This is a genomic window from Streptomyces sp. NPDC060184 (genome assembly GCF_042728795.1).
Classification (GTDB): domain Bacteria; phylum Actinomycetota; class Actinomycetes; order Streptomycetales; family Streptomycetaceae; genus Streptomyces.
Genome location: NZ_JBHWYX010000051.1, coordinates 1 through 14325, shown reverse-complemented (window position 1 = coordinate 14325; position 14325 = coordinate 1). Strand labels below are relative to the sequence as shown.

The 14325-nt window shown below is 73.4% G+C and carries 12 protein-coding genes; 7 read left to right on the top strand and 5 right to left on the bottom strand.

What is annotated here, in order from left to right; translation table 11 throughout:
• Positions 1–317 precede the first annotated feature (317 nt).
• Genes ACFWEE_RS27485 through ACFWEE_RS27470 form a run of 4 tightly spaced genes read left to right on the top strand, consistent with a single transcriptional unit; the run spans position 318 to position 4529 of the window.
• Positions 318–3056, top strand: a complete 2739-nt coding sequence (locus ACFWEE_RS27485; RefSeq protein ID WP_386893064.1) for a nitrate- and nitrite sensing domain-containing protein — start codon at positions 318–320, stop codon at positions 3054–3056.
• Positions 3053–3496 carry a roadblock/LC7 domain-containing protein gene (locus tag ACFWEE_RS27480; protein ID WP_386893063.1) on the top strand — a complete coding sequence of 148 codons (444 nt, stop codon included), beginning with the start codon at positions 3053–3055 and terminating at the stop codon, positions 3494–3496. The genes ACFWEE_RS27485 and ACFWEE_RS27480 overlap by 4 nt, the downstream gene beginning before the upstream one ends.
• Before the next feature lie 9 nt (positions 3497–3505).
• Positions 3506–3943 (top strand): DUF742 domain-containing protein, encoded by a 438-nt coding sequence (locus tag ACFWEE_RS27475; protein WP_386893062.1) that lies wholly within the window; start codon positions 3506–3508, stop codon positions 3941–3943.
• Positions 3924–4529, top strand: coding sequence for an ATP/GTP-binding protein (locus ACFWEE_RS27470; RefSeq protein WP_386893060.1), 606 nt, complete (start codon positions 3924–3926; stop codon positions 4527–4529). The genes ACFWEE_RS27475 and ACFWEE_RS27470 overlap by 20 nt, the downstream gene beginning before the upstream one ends.
• 19 nt (positions 4530–4548) lie before the next feature.
• Here ACFWEE_RS27470 and ACFWEE_RS27465 read toward each other — a convergent pair whose 3' ends face one another.
• Together ACFWEE_RS27465 and ACFWEE_RS27460 are read right to left on the bottom strand one after the other, a co-directional pair.
• On the bottom strand, positions 4549–4914 hold the full coding sequence (locus ACFWEE_RS27465) for an Mpo1-like protein (protein ID WP_386893058.1): 366 nt from the start codon (positions 4912–4914) through the stop codon (positions 4549–4551).
• Positions 4915–5015: 101 nt separating this feature from the next.
• Positions 5016–5831, bottom strand: coding sequence for a M15 family metallopeptidase (locus tag ACFWEE_RS27460; RefSeq protein WP_386893056.1), 816 nt, complete (start codon positions 5829–5831; stop codon positions 5016–5018).
• Positions 5832–5891: 60 nt separating this feature from the next.
• Between ACFWEE_RS27460 and ACFWEE_RS27455 the strand changes: the two genes are divergently transcribed.
• Positions 5892–6428, top strand: coding sequence for an NUDIX domain-containing protein (locus ACFWEE_RS27455; protein ID WP_386893055.1), 537 nt, complete (start codon positions 5892–5894; stop codon positions 6426–6428).
• Positions 6429–6467: 39 nt separating this feature from the next.
• Here the strand turns inward: ACFWEE_RS27455 and ACFWEE_RS27450 are convergent, their stop codons facing one another.
• Complete coding sequence (locus ACFWEE_RS27450; RefSeq protein ID WP_386893054.1) at positions 6468–8207, bottom strand: TIM-barrel domain-containing protein; 1740 nt, start codon at positions 8205–8207, stop codon at positions 6468–6470.
• A gap of 253 nt (positions 8208–8460) precedes the next feature.
• On the opposite strand from ACFWEE_RS27450, the gene ACFWEE_RS27445 reads away from it, so the two are divergent.
• Together ACFWEE_RS27445 and ACFWEE_RS27440 are read left to right on the top strand one after the other, a co-directional pair.
• Positions 8461–10437, top strand: coding sequence for an acetoacetate--CoA ligase (locus ACFWEE_RS27445; protein ID WP_386893053.1), 1977 nt, complete (start codon positions 8461–8463; stop codon positions 10435–10437).
• 120 nt (positions 10438–10557) lie between these two features.
• On the top strand, positions 10558–11520 hold the full coding sequence (locus ACFWEE_RS27440; protein WP_386893051.1) for a hypothetical protein: 963 nt from the start codon (positions 10558–10560) through the stop codon (positions 11518–11520).
• Positions 11521–11725: 205 nt separating this feature from the next.
• Here ACFWEE_RS27440 and ptsP read toward each other — a convergent pair whose 3' ends face one another.
• A complete protein-coding gene (gene ptsP, locus ACFWEE_RS27435) occupies positions 11726–13396 on the bottom strand; it encodes a phosphoenolpyruvate--protein phosphotransferase (RefSeq protein WP_386893049.1) in 1671 nt (556 codons plus the stop codon).
• Positions 13397–13469: 73 nt separating this feature from the next.
• Entirely contained in the window at positions 13470–13919 is a 450-nt protein-coding gene (locus ACFWEE_RS27430; protein WP_386893048.1) for a PTS glucose transporter subunit IIA, read from the bottom strand.
• Between the last annotated feature and the right edge of the window lie 406 nt (positions 13920–14325).

Genomic DNA, 14325 nt, shown 5'->3' with positions numbered 1-14325 from the left:
TACGTACGGACGAATACGTGGGTACGAAGATTCCCGCGTGTGGGCAACGACCGGCCCGGTCTTGAGTCACGAAACACGTCATTCCGGCCAAGTGTCCGGTACCGGAATTCCGGGCGTCCGACACACGTCTCCCTGCCGCACGCCGAGTTCTCCGACCGGAAACGCGGGAATGATTCGCGTCAACTCCGCGCGGGAAGGCCGAAAATCGCCCGGACGATCCTTCGAGTTGTCAGAGTGTCAGTAGTAGGCTCGCGCCGTTCGCAGAGGCGGGACCGACGGACACACCCCCGCCTGCGGGGGTCGAGCTGGGGGAGGCCATGCGCTTTCGCGGGAAGTCCATCCGCAGGAAGATCGCGGCACTGCTTCTCGTGCCCCTCGTCTCCCTCACCGCACTCTGGGCGTTCGCCACGTACGTGACCGGGCGCCAGGCGAGCCAGATGATGGACGCGGGCGCCACGGTCGAAAAGGTGGGCCACCCGCTGGAGCAGGCGGTCCGCTCCCTCCAGGACGAACGCCGCCAGACACTCGTCTTCCTCGCCGACCCCCGGGCCTCCGACGCGCTGCCGCTGCTCCGCCGCCAACAGGCCATCACCGACCGGACGGTGGCCGAGATCAGGGACGGCGCCGGGCGCGGCGGCATCCGCGACGGACTGAGCCACGACGCCCGGGGCCGTCTCGACGCCGTGCTCAGCGCGGTCGACGGACTCCCCGCCCTCCGGCAGTCCGTGGAGAACCGCGGCATCACCCGGCTGCGCGCCATGGACTTCTACGACGGCCTGGTGGACCCCGCCTACCGGTTCCTCAACGGCCTGAGCACCATGGAGCACGTCTCCCTGGACAAGCAGGTCCGCGCGCTCGTCGGCGTCTCCCGGGCCCGCGAACTCCTCTCCCGCGAGGACGCGTTGGTCGCCTCCGGACTCCTGACCTCCCGGCTCACCGACGCCGATCTGCGCCAGCTCGCCGCCCTCGTCGCCCAGCGCCAACTGCTCTACCAGGTCAACCTGGACATGCTCCCCAGCGACGAACGCCTGCGCGTCGAACGGTTCTGGGCCAGCCCCGAGACCGAACCCCTGCGCACCGCCGAGAGCGCCCTCATCGCGGGCGGCGAGGCACGGGACCGCGCCGGGATCGACACGGCACGCTGGCAGCAGGCCGCGCCCCCCGTGCTGGACCGGCTGGCCAACGACTACACCGAGATGACCAACCGCTTCCAGGACCGCGCCGACCCGGCCGGCTACCGGGTGCTCGTCCTCGCGGGCGTCGCCGGGGTCCTCGGCTTCCTGGCCCTGCTCGTCTCCGTCTTCGTGTCGGTACGCATCGGCCGCGAGCTGGTCCGCGACCTCTCCAGCCTCCGCAAGGAGGCCCACGAGGCGTCGGGCGTACGCCTGCCGGGCGTCATGCGGCGGCTCGCGGCGGGGGAGCAGATCGACGTGGAGACCGAAGCCCCGCACCTGAGTTACGAACCCGACGAGATCGGCCAGGTCGGCCAGGCGCTCAACACCCTCCAGCGGGCCGCCGTCGAAGCCGCCGTCAAACAGGCCGACATGCGGCGCGGCGTCTCCGAGGTCTTCGTCAACCTGGCCCGCCGCAACCAGGTGCTGCTGCACCGCCAGCTGACCCTGCTCGACGCGATGGAACGGCGTACCGAGAGCGACCAGGAGCTCGCCGACCTCTTCCGCCTCGACCACCTCACCACCCGGATGCGACGGCACGCCGAGGGCCTGGTGATCCTCTCCGGGGCCGCCCCCTCCCGCCAGTGGCGCAAGCCGGTCCAGCTGATGGACGTGGTGCGCGCCGCCGTCGCGGAGGTCGAGGACTACGAACGCGTCGAGGTCCGCAGGCTCCCGCGCATCGGCGTCGGCGGGCCCGCCGTCGCCGACCTGACCCACCTCATCGCCGAACTCCTGGAGAACGCGACGGCGTTCTCCCCGCCGCACACCGGCGTACAGGTGCACGGGGAGCGCGTCACCAACGGCTTCACCCTGGAGATCCACGACCGCGGACTCGGCATGACCCCCGAGATCCTGCTGGACGCGAACCTCCGGCTCGCCGAGACCCCCGACTTCGAACTCTCCGACACCGACCGGCTCGGCCTCTTCGTCGTCAGCCGGCTGGCCCAGCGCCAGAAGGTGCGGGTCTCCCTGCAGAAGTCCCCGTACGGCGGCACCACCGCGGTCGTCTTCATCCCCGCCAACCTGCTCACCGAGGCGCCGGAGACCCACGGCACCGGGTTCCGGCTCGACCGCAGGAGCGAGCGCGCCCTGCCCGGACCGCGCTCCGAGCAGCACGCGGCCGGTGCGGCGTCCTCGCTCCCGCCGGGCCCGATCGACGGCCCGGTCGAGCTGGAGGCGCCGATGGGCCCCCGCGAGCGGGCGGCCTTCGAACGCGACCGCGACCGGGCGCTCGATCCGGCCCTCGCCCCCGTCCTCGGCAGCCTCGGCGACCTGGAGGACAGCGACAGCGAACGCGGCGGCCTCTTCCGCGCCCGCGACACGCGCCGGGGCGACGGACCGGAACAGCACCAGCAGGCGGGCGACGAACGCGAGGGCCCGGTGCCGCCGGTCCGCCCCATGCGGTTCGACGGACCCGCGCCGCTGCCCCGTCGCACGCCCCCGACCCTCGTCGCCGAGCACGGCCGACGCGTCGGCGCCCCCCGGTCCGGCGGGCCGACCCGCTCCGTTCCCCGGCAGGCCGACCCGGCGCCCGCACCCGTGCCCGTACCGCCAACGGCCCAGGCACCGGTCCAGGCACCCGCACCTTCGCGGCCGGACGCCGAACCCGTGACCATCCGGTCCGTGGACACCGTCGGCGGACTGCCCCGGCGCATCCGCCAGGCGAGCCTCGTGCCGCAGCTCCGCGAGGAGACGGAGGCCCGCACCGAGCCGGAGCCCCCCGCCCTCGAACGCGACGACATCCAGCGCGAGGCCGAACACGTCCGCGACCGCATGGCCTCGCTGCAGCGGGGCTGGCAGCGCGGACGCCGGCAGAACGCAGGCGAGACGACCGACACGGGCGACTCAGACCCAGGAACACCACCGGGAGGGGACGGTCGATGACCGCACCGCACGCCGCCGCATACGACTCCGAACGCAGGGGGTCCGGCGAACTCAACTGGCTGCTCGACGAACTCGTGGACCGCGTGTCCAGCATCCGCCAGGCCCTGGTCCTGTCCCGGGACGGCCTCGCCACCGGCACCTCCCGGGACCTGAGCCGGGAGGACGGCGAACACCTCGCGGCCGTCGCCTCCGGCTTTCACAGCCTGGCCAAGGGCGTGGGCCGCCACTTCGACGCCGGTCAGGTGCGCCAGACCGTCGTCGAGCTCGACGAGGCGTTCCTCTTCGTCACCGCGGCCGGGGACGGGAGCTGTCTCGCCGTACTGGCCGACGCGGATTCCGACGTGGGCCAGGTGGCCTACGAGATGACGCTCATGGTCAAGCGCGTGGGGGCCCACCTGGTCAACGCACCCCGTACATCCGGTACGTCCGCCGGAGGGTGAGGGGGTGGCATGAGCGCAGAACCGGCCCGGAACACCGTCCCCGGATCGCCGGACGCCGCCTCCGGCGTCCGGCCCCTCCCCTGGTTCGACGCGGACGCGGGACCGGTCGTACGCCCGTACGCGATGACCCGCGGGCGCACCGCGGGCGCCGTCAGCCTCCGGCTCGACCTGATAGCGGTCGTCGTCCCCGAACCCGCCGCCGACGACCCCGACCGGGACGCGTCCCTCTCCCCGGAACACGTGGAGATCGTCGAACTCTGCTGCGCCGTGCCCCAGTCGATCGCCGAACTCGCCGCCGGTCTGGACCTCCCGGTGGGAGTGGTACGGGTCCTGGTGGCGGATCTCGTCGAGGAGGAGCTGGTGCAGGTGACCCGACCCGTTCCGCCGGCCGAACTGCCGGACGTGAACCTTCTGCGCGAGGTGATCAATGGCCTTCGGGCGCTCTAGCCGCCGCAAGCGGGCCGTCGCGCCCGTCACCCTGAAGATCCTGGTGGCGGGCGGTTTCGGCGTGGGCAAGACGACGCTGGTGGGCGCGGTCAGCGAGATCAGACCGCTGCGCACCGAGGAGCACCTCACCGAGGCCGGGCGGCCCGTCGACGACATCGCCGGGGTGGAGACCAAGCGGACCACCACCGTGGCGATGGACTTCGGGCGCATCACCCTCCGCGAGGAGCTGGTGCTCTACCTCTTCGGCACACCTGGGCAGGAACGTTTCTGGTTCCTCTGGGACGAGCTGGCCCAGGGCTCCCTGGGCGCGGTCGTCCTCGCGGACACCCGCCGCCTGGAGGAGTGCTTCGCGGCCGTCGACTACTTCGAGCGCCGGGCGATCCCGTTCGCGGTGGCCGTCAACTGCTTCGAGGGCGCGGAGACCTACCCCACCGGCATCGTGCGGGCCGCCCTCGACCTCGGGCCGGACACCCCGGTCCTGCTCTGCGACGCCCGGGAACGGTCCTCGGTCCGGGACGTCCTGGTCGAGCTCGTCGAACACGCGCTGGCCCGGACCGGCCGGCTCCGGGAGCCCGCCGGCACCTGAGGGGGTTCGTCCGGGCCGCTCATCCCTCGGCGGGCCGGTCCGCGTTCTCCGCCAGCCACTTCGCGGCCGTCTCCGCCAGCTCCGCGTCACGCCCGGCGAGCATGGTCAGGATCATCTGCGCGTCCCCGCGCAGCGACCAGGCGGGGTGGCCGAAGGTCGCCGGGTTGTTCCCCTCGATCCAGAAGTGCGCCGGCCAGGCCGTCCCGTACCCGAACAGCGGCAGTGCCGCCGCGTACCGCTTCCGGCCGCGCGCCAGCCCGTAGGCGGTGATCGCGAGCCCGGTCAGGGTCCCGGTCAGATGGACCCAGCGGGTCGCGGCCTTGGAGTGCATCGCCACGTAGTAGGGCCAGAACTCCTCGTACGAATCGAACGTCTGTTGTGTCATAGGGGCAAGGTAACGGCTCCGGCCCCGCCGGGAAACGGTCCCGCCGGTCAGGTGCGGGGGAGTGGCCGCCGGGACCGTCCGGTGCCGTTCGTCCCGGGGCCTCAGCGGCCCCGCACCGAGCGCCCGTCCACCGGGAAGTCGAAGTACGTGTCGGGGAAGAGCTCCGGCGTGAAGGTGTAGTGCCACCACTCCTCGGCCAGGTTGACGAACCCGAGGCCGGTGAGCGTGCCCTTGAGCAGCTGCCGGTTGGCCCGCTGGGCGCCCTGGATCCGCGGATCGTCGGTGTGCGCGAGGGTGTCGAAGCAGTCGTAACCGGTGCCCATGTCGACCGAGTTGTCGGGGAACCGCGCGTCCCGGGGGCCGTAGCAGGGAGCGAGCGGCTCGCCCGGCCGGTACGCCCTCGTCGGCGCGGCGGGCAGCCTCACCAGGGTCAGGTCGACCGTGCTGCCCCGGCTGTGCCCGGACTTCTCCGCGATGTAACCGTCCTCGAACAGCCGTGTCTTGTCGACGCGGGGATAGAACTCCGTCTTCATGGTCTGGTCGTCGAGGTCCTTCGCCCAGCGCACGAAGTGGTCCACGGCCCGCTGCGGCCGGTAACAGTCGTACACCTTCAGGGAGTAGCCCGCGCGCCGCAGCGTGGTCTGCGCCCGGTGCAGGGCCTCGGCCGCGGGGCGGGTCACGAGGCACACCGGCTCCCGGTAGCCGTCCACCGGAACGCCCATGAAGGTGTGCGGCGTGGCGTACCGGATCTCCTCGACGATGGTGGGGTCCACGGAGCGCAGCGCCACGAAGCCGTCCGGCGCCTTCGGCTCGGGCCGCGCCCGCGCCGAAGGGGTGGACACGGTCGCGGCGAGCAGGACGGCGGCGAGGACGGTGAGGGTGCGGAGCGCGGCACCAGCCGCGGTCGTCGTTGTCATGTGCACATCGCTATCAGGTTCCGGCCCCCCGGGGAAGCGTGATCGGATACAGTCCGGCCCGTGTCCGAGCCCACCGCGCCGCCCGTACCCGACTCCCACTGCGCCGCCTGCGGAGCCCCCTACGCCGCGTCCGCACTCCGCGCCGACGCCTGGCCCCGCCCCTGCGCCACCTGCGGTACGACCGCCTACCGCAACCCGCTCCCCGTCGCGGTCGCCCTGCTCCCGGTCACCGACCAGGAGGGCGGCGGCCTGGTCGTCATCACCCGGACCATCGCACCCCGGCGCGGCGGACTCGCCCTGCCCGGCGGGTTCGTCGACCACCGGGAGGACTGGCGGCACGCCGTCGTCCGCGAACTCCGCGAGGAGACCGGCATCGAGGCCGCCACCGACGAGGTGACCCTCGCCGACGCGCTCAGCTCCCAGGACGGCCACCTCCTCCTCTTCGGCCTCCTCCCCGCCCGCCCCCTCGACCGGCTTCCACCGTCCGTACCGACCGACGAGACCGCCGGGTACGCGGTGCTGCGCGCACCCCGCGAACTGGCGTTCCCGCTGCACACCGAAGCCGCCCGCGCCTGGTTCGCGGGCCGGTACGCCTGAGGCCCGGCGGACGCCGGGACACCGGCACGCGGCACCCGGTCACACGCCCCGCACCCGCACCGGGTACGGCACCGGCCCCGCGTGGCCGTCCCGCTCCACCACCACCCGGCCGCCCTCCCAGCGGCTACGGAAACGCTCCACCACCGGCTTCCCCCGCCCCGTGCCGGCGCCCCGCACCAGCACCCCGCCACCGCGCCGCCCCGGCCGCGGCGCCCAGACCTCCAGCTCCGTCCCGCCGCCCTCACCCCGCACCGGAATCACCACCCCCGCCCGCGCCAGCACCGGGATCCGCGACAACGGCGCCTCCACCGTCACCCGCCCCGGCCCCTCGTACGACCGGCCCGATGCCGTGTCGTACCAGCGCCCGCGCGGCAGCCGCACCGTCCGCCGGACCGTGCCCGGCTCCAGCACCGGCGCCACCAGCAACCCGTCACCCAGCAGGAACGCGTCCTCGCAGTCCCGCAGCGCCCGGTCACGGGGGGCGTCCCACCAGAGGGGCCGTACGTACGGCGCACCCGTCAGCCGGGCCACGTGCGCCAGCGTCAGGAAGTACGGGCCGAGCCGCTCGCGCTCGGCCAGCGCGGATCCCGCGTGCGCCCGCACCTCCTCCCCGGGCTCCCCGTCCCCGGCACACGACCCGCCCCCGGCGCACGACCCGTCCCCGGCACGGAACAGCGGCAGACGCGCGCCCAGTTGGAGCCGCCGCAGACACAGCTCCGCCGAGTCGCCGTCCTCGCACGCGCCCAGGTCCGGACCCGTGTACGGCACCCCGCACAGGCCGCGCCCGACGACCGTGGCCAGCGCCGCACGCAACTCCCGCCAGCCGTCCGCCCCGCCCCCGGGCGAGAGCCGCCGCACCCGCGGTTCGCCTTCCCCGCCCGCCCCGCCCTCCACGGCGGGCCCCGGCGACGGCAGCGCCGGAGCACCCGCGAGCCCCGTCCAGCCGCGCAGCACCCGGGCCGGTGTCCCCGCCACCGCCCAGCACCGCAACGGTCCGCCGTCCATCCGGACCTCGCTCGCGCCCGGCCGGTCGTGCCCCGAGCCCGCGCCCTCCTCACCCTCGCGGAGGGTCATCCGCCCCGTGCCGGTGGTGTCGTAGAACGCCAGGTGCGTCCCCGCGTCCGAGACCACGAACTGCACCGGCAGCACCGGCACCCACGCGTCGCCCGCCCCGTCCTCCCGGTCCGGCAGCCGCCCCGCGTCCACGGCGCCCAACGGGTACGAGCCGTTCCGCAGCCGAGGGCCCGACGGCGGCCCGCCCAGCCCGAAGAACCGTGCGTCCGCGGGGAGTTCGGCCCGCTGCATCCACCGCGCGGGTCCCCCGCCGACCGCCTCCCACCAGCGCGGCGGCAGCTCCCGCCGCAACGGAACGCCGCCCGGGGTCCGCAGCTCCACCGCCCCGACGCGCGACACCGACACCGTCAGACGCTCCGACACCACCTGCCAGCCCCCGTCCGTGCCCGGCTCCAGACGCGCCCGCGGATCGGGCGCCGGCTCCGTCCCCGGCAGACCGTACGAAGGGCGCCCCCCGGCCCCGTCCCACGACCAGAACACAGCGCCGCCCGCCGCCACCCGGATGCTCAGCTCCGAACGGGCGAACCGCACCACGCCGCCCCCCGGCCCGGGCTCCGCCCCCAGCAACGCCCCGGGCACCCTGGCCAGCTCCGGACCGCGCTGCGGCGGCACCCACGCGTCCCCGCGCCACGACCGCCAGGCCGTCCGCATGCCACCGACCGAACCCATCAACTTCACCGAGCGCACCAGGCCATGACCGTCCATGGCGCACACCTTGCCATCAGCCGAACCCGGCGAGCATTTCGTTCAACTTCCGTTCACCCGGGGCCCGGCGGTCGTACACCAACACCCCGCACCGGACACGGCGGACGCCCGCCCGCCGCCACGCCACGGAGCCCCCTGCCGACCCTGGTGCCGGAGACGATCACATGGCATCGTCCTGAGTGCCCGCGCGCACCACCCCTGCCCGTGCGCGCCGACGCCCACCCCGCGCACCCGTCAGCCAGGAGCCGCCCCCATGACCGCAAGCGCCGACGAAGCACCCCTCTGGCAGCCCGGACCCGAACGCGTCGCCGCCGCGGCCGTCACCCGCTTCCAGAGCTGGGCGGCCGAACGCCACGGGGCCCCCGCCGAGGGTGGATACCCTGCACTGCACCGCTGGTCGGTCGAGGAGCTCGACACCTTCTGGCAGGCGGTCGCCGAATGGTTCGACATCCGGTTCTCCACCCCCTACGAGACCGTCCTCGCGAGCCGCGCCATGCCCGGCGCCGAGTGGTTCCCCGGCGCCACCCTCAACTACGCCGAACACGCCCTGCGCACCGCCCAGGACCCGCTCCGCGCCGACGCGCCCGCGCTCTTCCACGTCGACGAGACGCAGGCCCAGGCGGTCATGAGCTGGTCCGAACTCCGCCGCCAGGTCGGCTCCCTCGCCGAGGAGCTCCGCGCCCTCGGCGTCACCCCCGGCGACCGGGTCAGCGGCTACCTCCCGAACATCCCGCAGGCCGTCGTCGCCTTCCTCGCCACCGCCGCCGTCGGCGGGGTCTGGACCTCCTGCGCCCCCGACTTCGGCGCCCGAAGCGTCCTCGACCGCTTCCAGCAGGTCGAACCCGTCGTCCTGTTCACGGTCGACGGATACCGCTACGGCGGCAAGGAGCACGACCGGACCGCCACCGTCACCGAACTCCGCCGCGAACTCCCCACCCTGCGCGCCGTCGTCCACGTCCCGCTGCTCGGCACCCCCGCCCCCGAAGGCGCCCTCGCCTGGGCCGACCTCACCGGCGCCGACACCGAACCCCGCTTCGAGCAGGTCCCCTTCGCCCACCCGCTCTGGGTCCTCTACTCCTCCGGCACCACCGGACTGCCCAAGGCGATCGTCCAGTCCCAGGGCGGCATCCTGCTGGAGCACTACAAGCAACTCGGGCTCCACTGCGACCTCGGCCCGGAGGACCGCTTCTTCTGGTACACCTCCACCGGCTGGATGATGTGGAACTTCCTCGTCTCCGGTCTCCTCACCGGCACCACCGTCGTGCTGTACGACGGAAGCCCCGGACACCCCGACGCCAACGCCCAGTGGCGCGTCGCCGAACAGACCGGAACCACCTTCTTCGGCACCTCCGCCGCCTACGTCATGGCCTGCCGCAAGGCCGGCGCCCACCCCGGCCGCGACTTCGACCTCAGCCGCGTGCAGTGCGTGGCCACCACCGGCTCGCCCCTGCCCCCGGACGGGTTCCGCTGGCTGCACCAAGAGGTCACCGACGACCTGTGGATCGCCTCGGTCAGCGGCGGCACCGACGTCTGCAGCTGCTTCGCGGGCGCCGTGGCCACCCTCCCCGTCCACATCGGGGAGCTCCAGGCCCCCTGCCTGGGCACCGACCTCCAGTCCTGGGACGCCGCAGGCGAACCGCACCTGGGGGAGGTCGGCGAACTCGTCGTCACCGCGCCCATGCCCTCCATGCCCCTGCGGTTCTGGAACGACCCGGACAACAGCCGCTACCACGACAGCTACTTCGCCACGTACCCCGGCGTCTGGCGGCACGGCGACTGGATCACCCTCACCGGGCGCGGCTCGGTGATCATCCACGGTCGCTCCGACTCCACCCTCAACCGCCAGGGCGTACGCATGGGCTCCGCCGACATCTACGAGGCCGTCGAGCGGCTGCCGCAGATCCGCGAATCCCTCGTCGTGGGCATCGAGGAGCCCGACGGCGGCTACTGGATGCCCCTCTTCGTCCACCTCGCCGACGGAGCCGTGCTCGACGACGACCTGCGCACCGCGATCGCCCGCACGCTCCGCGAGAACCTTTCCCCGCGCCACGTACCCGACGAGGTCATCCAGGTCCCCGGCATCCCGCACACCCTCACCGGCAAACGCATCGAGGTCCCCGTCAAGCGTCTCCTCCAGGGCACCCCCCTGGAGAAGGCGGTCAACACCGGCTCCATCGACGACGTCAAACTCCTCCGCTTCTACGCCGAGCTGGCCCGCACCCGCCCCTGAGAAGGCCGTTGTCAGACCCCCTGGTTACGCTCAGTGAGCACAGTTGGACCGTACGTCTGCGCGCGCACGCCGTCCGCAGACCGCGGTCCCGGACCGCCGTACTCAGGGGGAGCACCACTCATGAACCGCACCGGACGCACCGACCGCACCGACCGCGCCGCCGATCCCGCCCGCCGCACCCGCCGCACCGGGGCCCCGCCGGACCGGCGGCCCCGGTCCACCCGCCGTGCCCTGCGCCGCGAGGTGCCCGGCACCCTCGGCGTCCTGGTCGACCCCCAGGACTTCGCGGCGATGCGCGCCTACCGCACCTTTCCGTTCGAGGACCACGCCGCCTATCTCCACGAGGTCGAGGGCCTGCTGAAGAGCTTCGAGGCCGAGGGACTCCACACCAGCCTCGCGCTCTTCGACCCGGCGGAGTTCGGCGAGTTCTGCGCCGAACACCGGCTCGACCCCGACAGCGCCGACGCCCGTACCCGTTTCACGGCCGAGATCGCCGCCGCGGGCGTCACGGTCCCCTACACCGGGCAGCCGCTCGACCGGATTCTCCCGCTCCTCGTCTCGCGCGTCGTACGCCGCGCGACCTGGGAGTACGCCACCGTGCTCCTGGCGGACCTCGGGGCGTGCGCCGACTGCGGCCAGGACATCGGCGGGGCCGCCTTCGACCGGGCCTCGCACCTGCTGCTCCGGCTCCTGGAGGCCGCAGGCGCGGGAACCCACCACATCGTCTGCTCCATCCGCTCCACCGACGACCGGCTCCTCGCCGTCCTCCGCACCCACCAGGACGGAGGCCGCCCGCCCGTCATCTCACCCGCCGAGGGGACCGAGCTGGCGACCGTACTCGCGGTCGGCGTCGCGCTGGAGGCCCCCGGAGGCGTCGTCCTGCGCACCACGACGCCCGACGCACCGGACCGGGTTCACGGCTGGCGGCTCGACCGGGGCAGCCTGCTGCCCCTGACCGCGGGCGAGGTGTTCTCCGCCTACTGCACCGACGCCGGGACCGGCGAACCGGTCGGCCCCGAACCGGGCGTGGACTACCGCGCCGGATTCGACATCGGAGCGGAGGAACCCCGCCCCCACCACTGATCCACCCCGAGCGGGCCCCGACCCGCAGCGGATCCGACGAGCAGTGGATCCGACGAGCAGCGGATCCGACGTGCAGGGGCTCCGACGTGCAGGGGCTCCCCGCCACCACGGCGGGAAGCCCCTGCACCCGGTCGCCCGGTCCCACGGCCGTCCGGTCCTTCCGTCGTCCCCTGCCGCTTCTTCCGCCGCCGGTTCCCGGCGGCGGCTACGCGCCCTCCAGCACCGCCCGGGCAGCGCTCCGCGCGTCCTCCGCCGAGTCCGCGGCCCGCGCCGCGGCGGCGGCCCGCTCGCACTGCGCCAGCGTGTACTGCGCGAGCGTCGCCCGTACGTAGGGGAGCGAGGCCGCGCCCATCGAGAGCGAGGTGACCCCGAGTCCGGTCAGCACACAGGCGAGCAGCGGATCGGCCGCCGCCTCGCCGCAGACCCCGCAGCTCCTGCCCTCGGCGCGCGCCCCGTCCGCCGACAGCGCCACCAGGTCCAGAAGCGCCGGCTGCCACGGGTCCTGCAACCGGGACACCGCGCCCACCTGCCGGTCGGCGGCGAAGGTGTACTGCGCGAGGTCGTTGGTACCGAGCGAAAGGAACTCCACCTCCTGGAGCACCGACCGTGCCCGCAGCGCGGCGGACGGAATCTCCACCATCGCCCCGACCTTCGCCCGCAGACCCGCCTCACGGCAGGCGTCGGCGAAGTCCTTCGCGTCGGTCCGGTCGGCGACCATCGGCGCCATGACCTCCAACTGCGCCGACTGCCCCTCGGCCGCCTTGGCCAGAGCGGTCAGCTGGGTGCGCAGGACGTCGGGGTGGTCCAGCAGGCTGCGCAGCCCCCGCACCCCGAGTGCGGGGTTCGGCTCGTCGGCGGGGGTGAGGAAGGCCAGCGGCTTGTCCGCTCCGGCATCGAGGACCCGGACGACGACACGCCCCTCGGGAAAGGCCTCCAGCACGGTGCGGTACGCCGCGACCTGCTTCTCCTCCGAGGGCGCCTGCTCGCTGTCGTCCAGGAACAGGAACTCCGTACGGAAGAGCCCGACGCCCTCCGCGCCCGCTTCCACCGCCGCCGGTACGTCCCCCGGACCGCCGATGTTGGCCAGCAGCGGCACTCTGTGCCCGTCCGAGGTGGCACCGGGCCCGCTGGAGGCGGCGAGCGCGGCCTCGCGCGCCGCTGCCGCGCTCTCCAGCGAGGCCCGCTTCTTGGCGCTGGGTTCGACGAACACCTCGCCGGTGCCGCCGTCGACCGCCACCACCACGCCCTCGGCCAGCTCACCGGCGCCGGGCAGCGCGACCACGGCCGGCACCCCGAGCGCCCGCGCCAGGATCGCGCTGTGGCTGGTGGGCCCGCCCTCCTCGGTGACGAATCCGAGCACCAGCGTCGGATCGAGCAGCGCGGTGTCGGCAGGCGCCAGGTCCCGCGCGATCAGCACATACGGATGGTCGCTGTCCGGCACCCCGGGCATCGGAACCCCGAGCAGCCGCGCCACGATCCGGTTGCGTACGTCGTCGAGATCGGCGACCCGCCCGGCGAAGTACTCCCCGGCGTTGGCCAGCAGCGCACGGTAGGCGGCGAAGGCGTCGTACAGACCGCGCTCGGCGGAGCTTCCCTCGGCGACGCGCCGCTCCACGTCGGCCATCAGCTCCGGGTCCTGCGCCATCATGGCCTGCGCCTCCAGCACCCCCTGTGCCTCACCGCCGGCGAGATTGCCGCGCGCGATCAGGTCGGCCGCGACGGCCTCCACGGCCTGCCGGGCACGTCCCTGTTCCCGTGCGGTCTCCTCCGGGGGGATCTGCCTGACCGGCGGTTCCAGGACCGCCGTTCCCATGTGCCGGACCTCGCCGATGGCCACCCCGTGGCTCACACCGACGCCTCGCAGCGTTGTCTCCATGTCACCCGTCTCCGTTTGTGCGGCGGGAAACCCCGCGGTGGATGTCCGACTGGCTCGTCACGGAAGGGCAGGTTCACTGCCAGCCGAAGAGGGTGCCTCCCGCTTTCACGTCACCCGACTCCTGGACGTCCGAGAGGGAGTCGGCCGTGGCTTCCAGGGCCACCACGGGACAGATCGGGGACTTCCCCGCCGCCTCGACCTCGACCGGGTTCCACCGCACGATGCCCTGCCCGCGTGTGACGGTGTCCCCCTTGTTGATGAGGAGCTCGAATCCTTCGCCGTTGAGCTGGACGGTGTCGATTCCCAGGTGTGTCAGCACGCCGTGCCCCTCGCTGTCGACGACCACGAAGGCGTGCGGGTGCAGGGAGACCACGACGCCGTCGACCGGCGAGACCGCCTCGCCGGGCTCCCGGACGGGGTCGATGGCCGTGCCGGGCCCCACCATCGCGCCCGAGAAGACCGGGTCGGGGACCGCGGCCAGTCCGATGGCCTGTCCGCTGAGGGGGGACGTCACGTGGGTCATGGATGCCTCCGGGAGGTGGGGCTGGGACGCCTGGCTGCTCGATGGCCACCCCTTGATGGCGCAGGGCGGCGCGCTCCTCAGCAGGGTAAGTCATGCCAAGTGATGATTCCGCCGGAGATGTCCCGTTTGGCTGACGTAGAAGTGCACCGCGAACGATTTGCCTCGTCTCCCGGCCAGGCTGTACTGTCGTAGATCTGCCTGGCCCCACCGCGACTTCTGGTCCCGGGGCCGGTGGCGACTCCCCAGCGAAACCCTGCCCGAATCGGACTTCCGCATGCCTGCGGGGGCCTGGTCGGAGGGAAAGGAATTGCCTGATAGAGTCGGACTCGCCGGAAAGGGAAACGCGAAAGCGAAGAACTGGAAAGCGAAAACCGCTTGACCCGCTTCGACCGGGAATCGGACACGA

Excerpts from the sequence above, each read along its gene's own strand:
- ACFWEE_RS27485 (WP_386893064.1), top strand. The coding sequence starts at position 318 with ATGCGCTTTCGCGGGAAGTCCATCCGCAGGAAGATCGCGGCACTGCTT.
- ACFWEE_RS27480 (WP_386893063.1), top strand. The coding sequence starts at position 3,053 with ATGACCGCACCGCACGCCGCCGCATACGACTCCGAACGCAGGGGGTCC.
- ACFWEE_RS27430 (WP_386893048.1), bottom strand. The coding sequence starts at position 13,919 with ATGACCCACGTGACGTCCCCCCTCAGCGGACAGGCCATCGGACTGGCC.
- ACFWEE_RS27470 (WP_386893060.1), top strand. The coding sequence starts at position 3,924 with ATGGCCTTCGGGCGCTCTAGCCGCCGCAAGCGGGCCGTCGCGCCCGTC.
- ACFWEE_RS27465 (WP_386893058.1), bottom strand. The coding sequence starts at position 4,914 with ATGACACAACAGACGTTCGATTCGTACGAGGAGTTCTGGCCCTACTAC.
- ACFWEE_RS27475 (WP_386893062.1), top strand. The coding sequence starts at position 3,506 with ATGAGCGCAGAACCGGCCCGGAACACCGTCCCCGGATCGCCGGACGCC.
- ACFWEE_RS27445 (WP_386893053.1), top strand. The coding sequence starts at position 8,461 with ATGACCGCAAGCGCCGACGAAGCACCCCTCTGGCAGCCCGGACCCGAA.
- ptsP (WP_386893049.1), bottom strand. The coding sequence starts at position 13,396 with ATGGAGACAACGCTGCGAGGCGTCGGTGTGAGCCACGGGGTGGCCATC.
- ACFWEE_RS27440 (WP_386893051.1), top strand. The coding sequence starts at position 10,558 with ATGAACCGCACCGGACGCACCGACCGCACCGACCGCGCCGCCGATCCC.
- ACFWEE_RS27450 (WP_386893054.1), bottom strand. The coding sequence starts at position 8,207 with ATGGACGGTCATGGCCTGGTGCGCTCGGTGAAGTTGATGGGTTCGGTC.
- ACFWEE_RS27460 (WP_386893056.1), bottom strand. The coding sequence starts at position 5,831 with ATGACAACGACGACCGCGGCTGGTGCCGCGCTCCGCACCCTCACCGTC.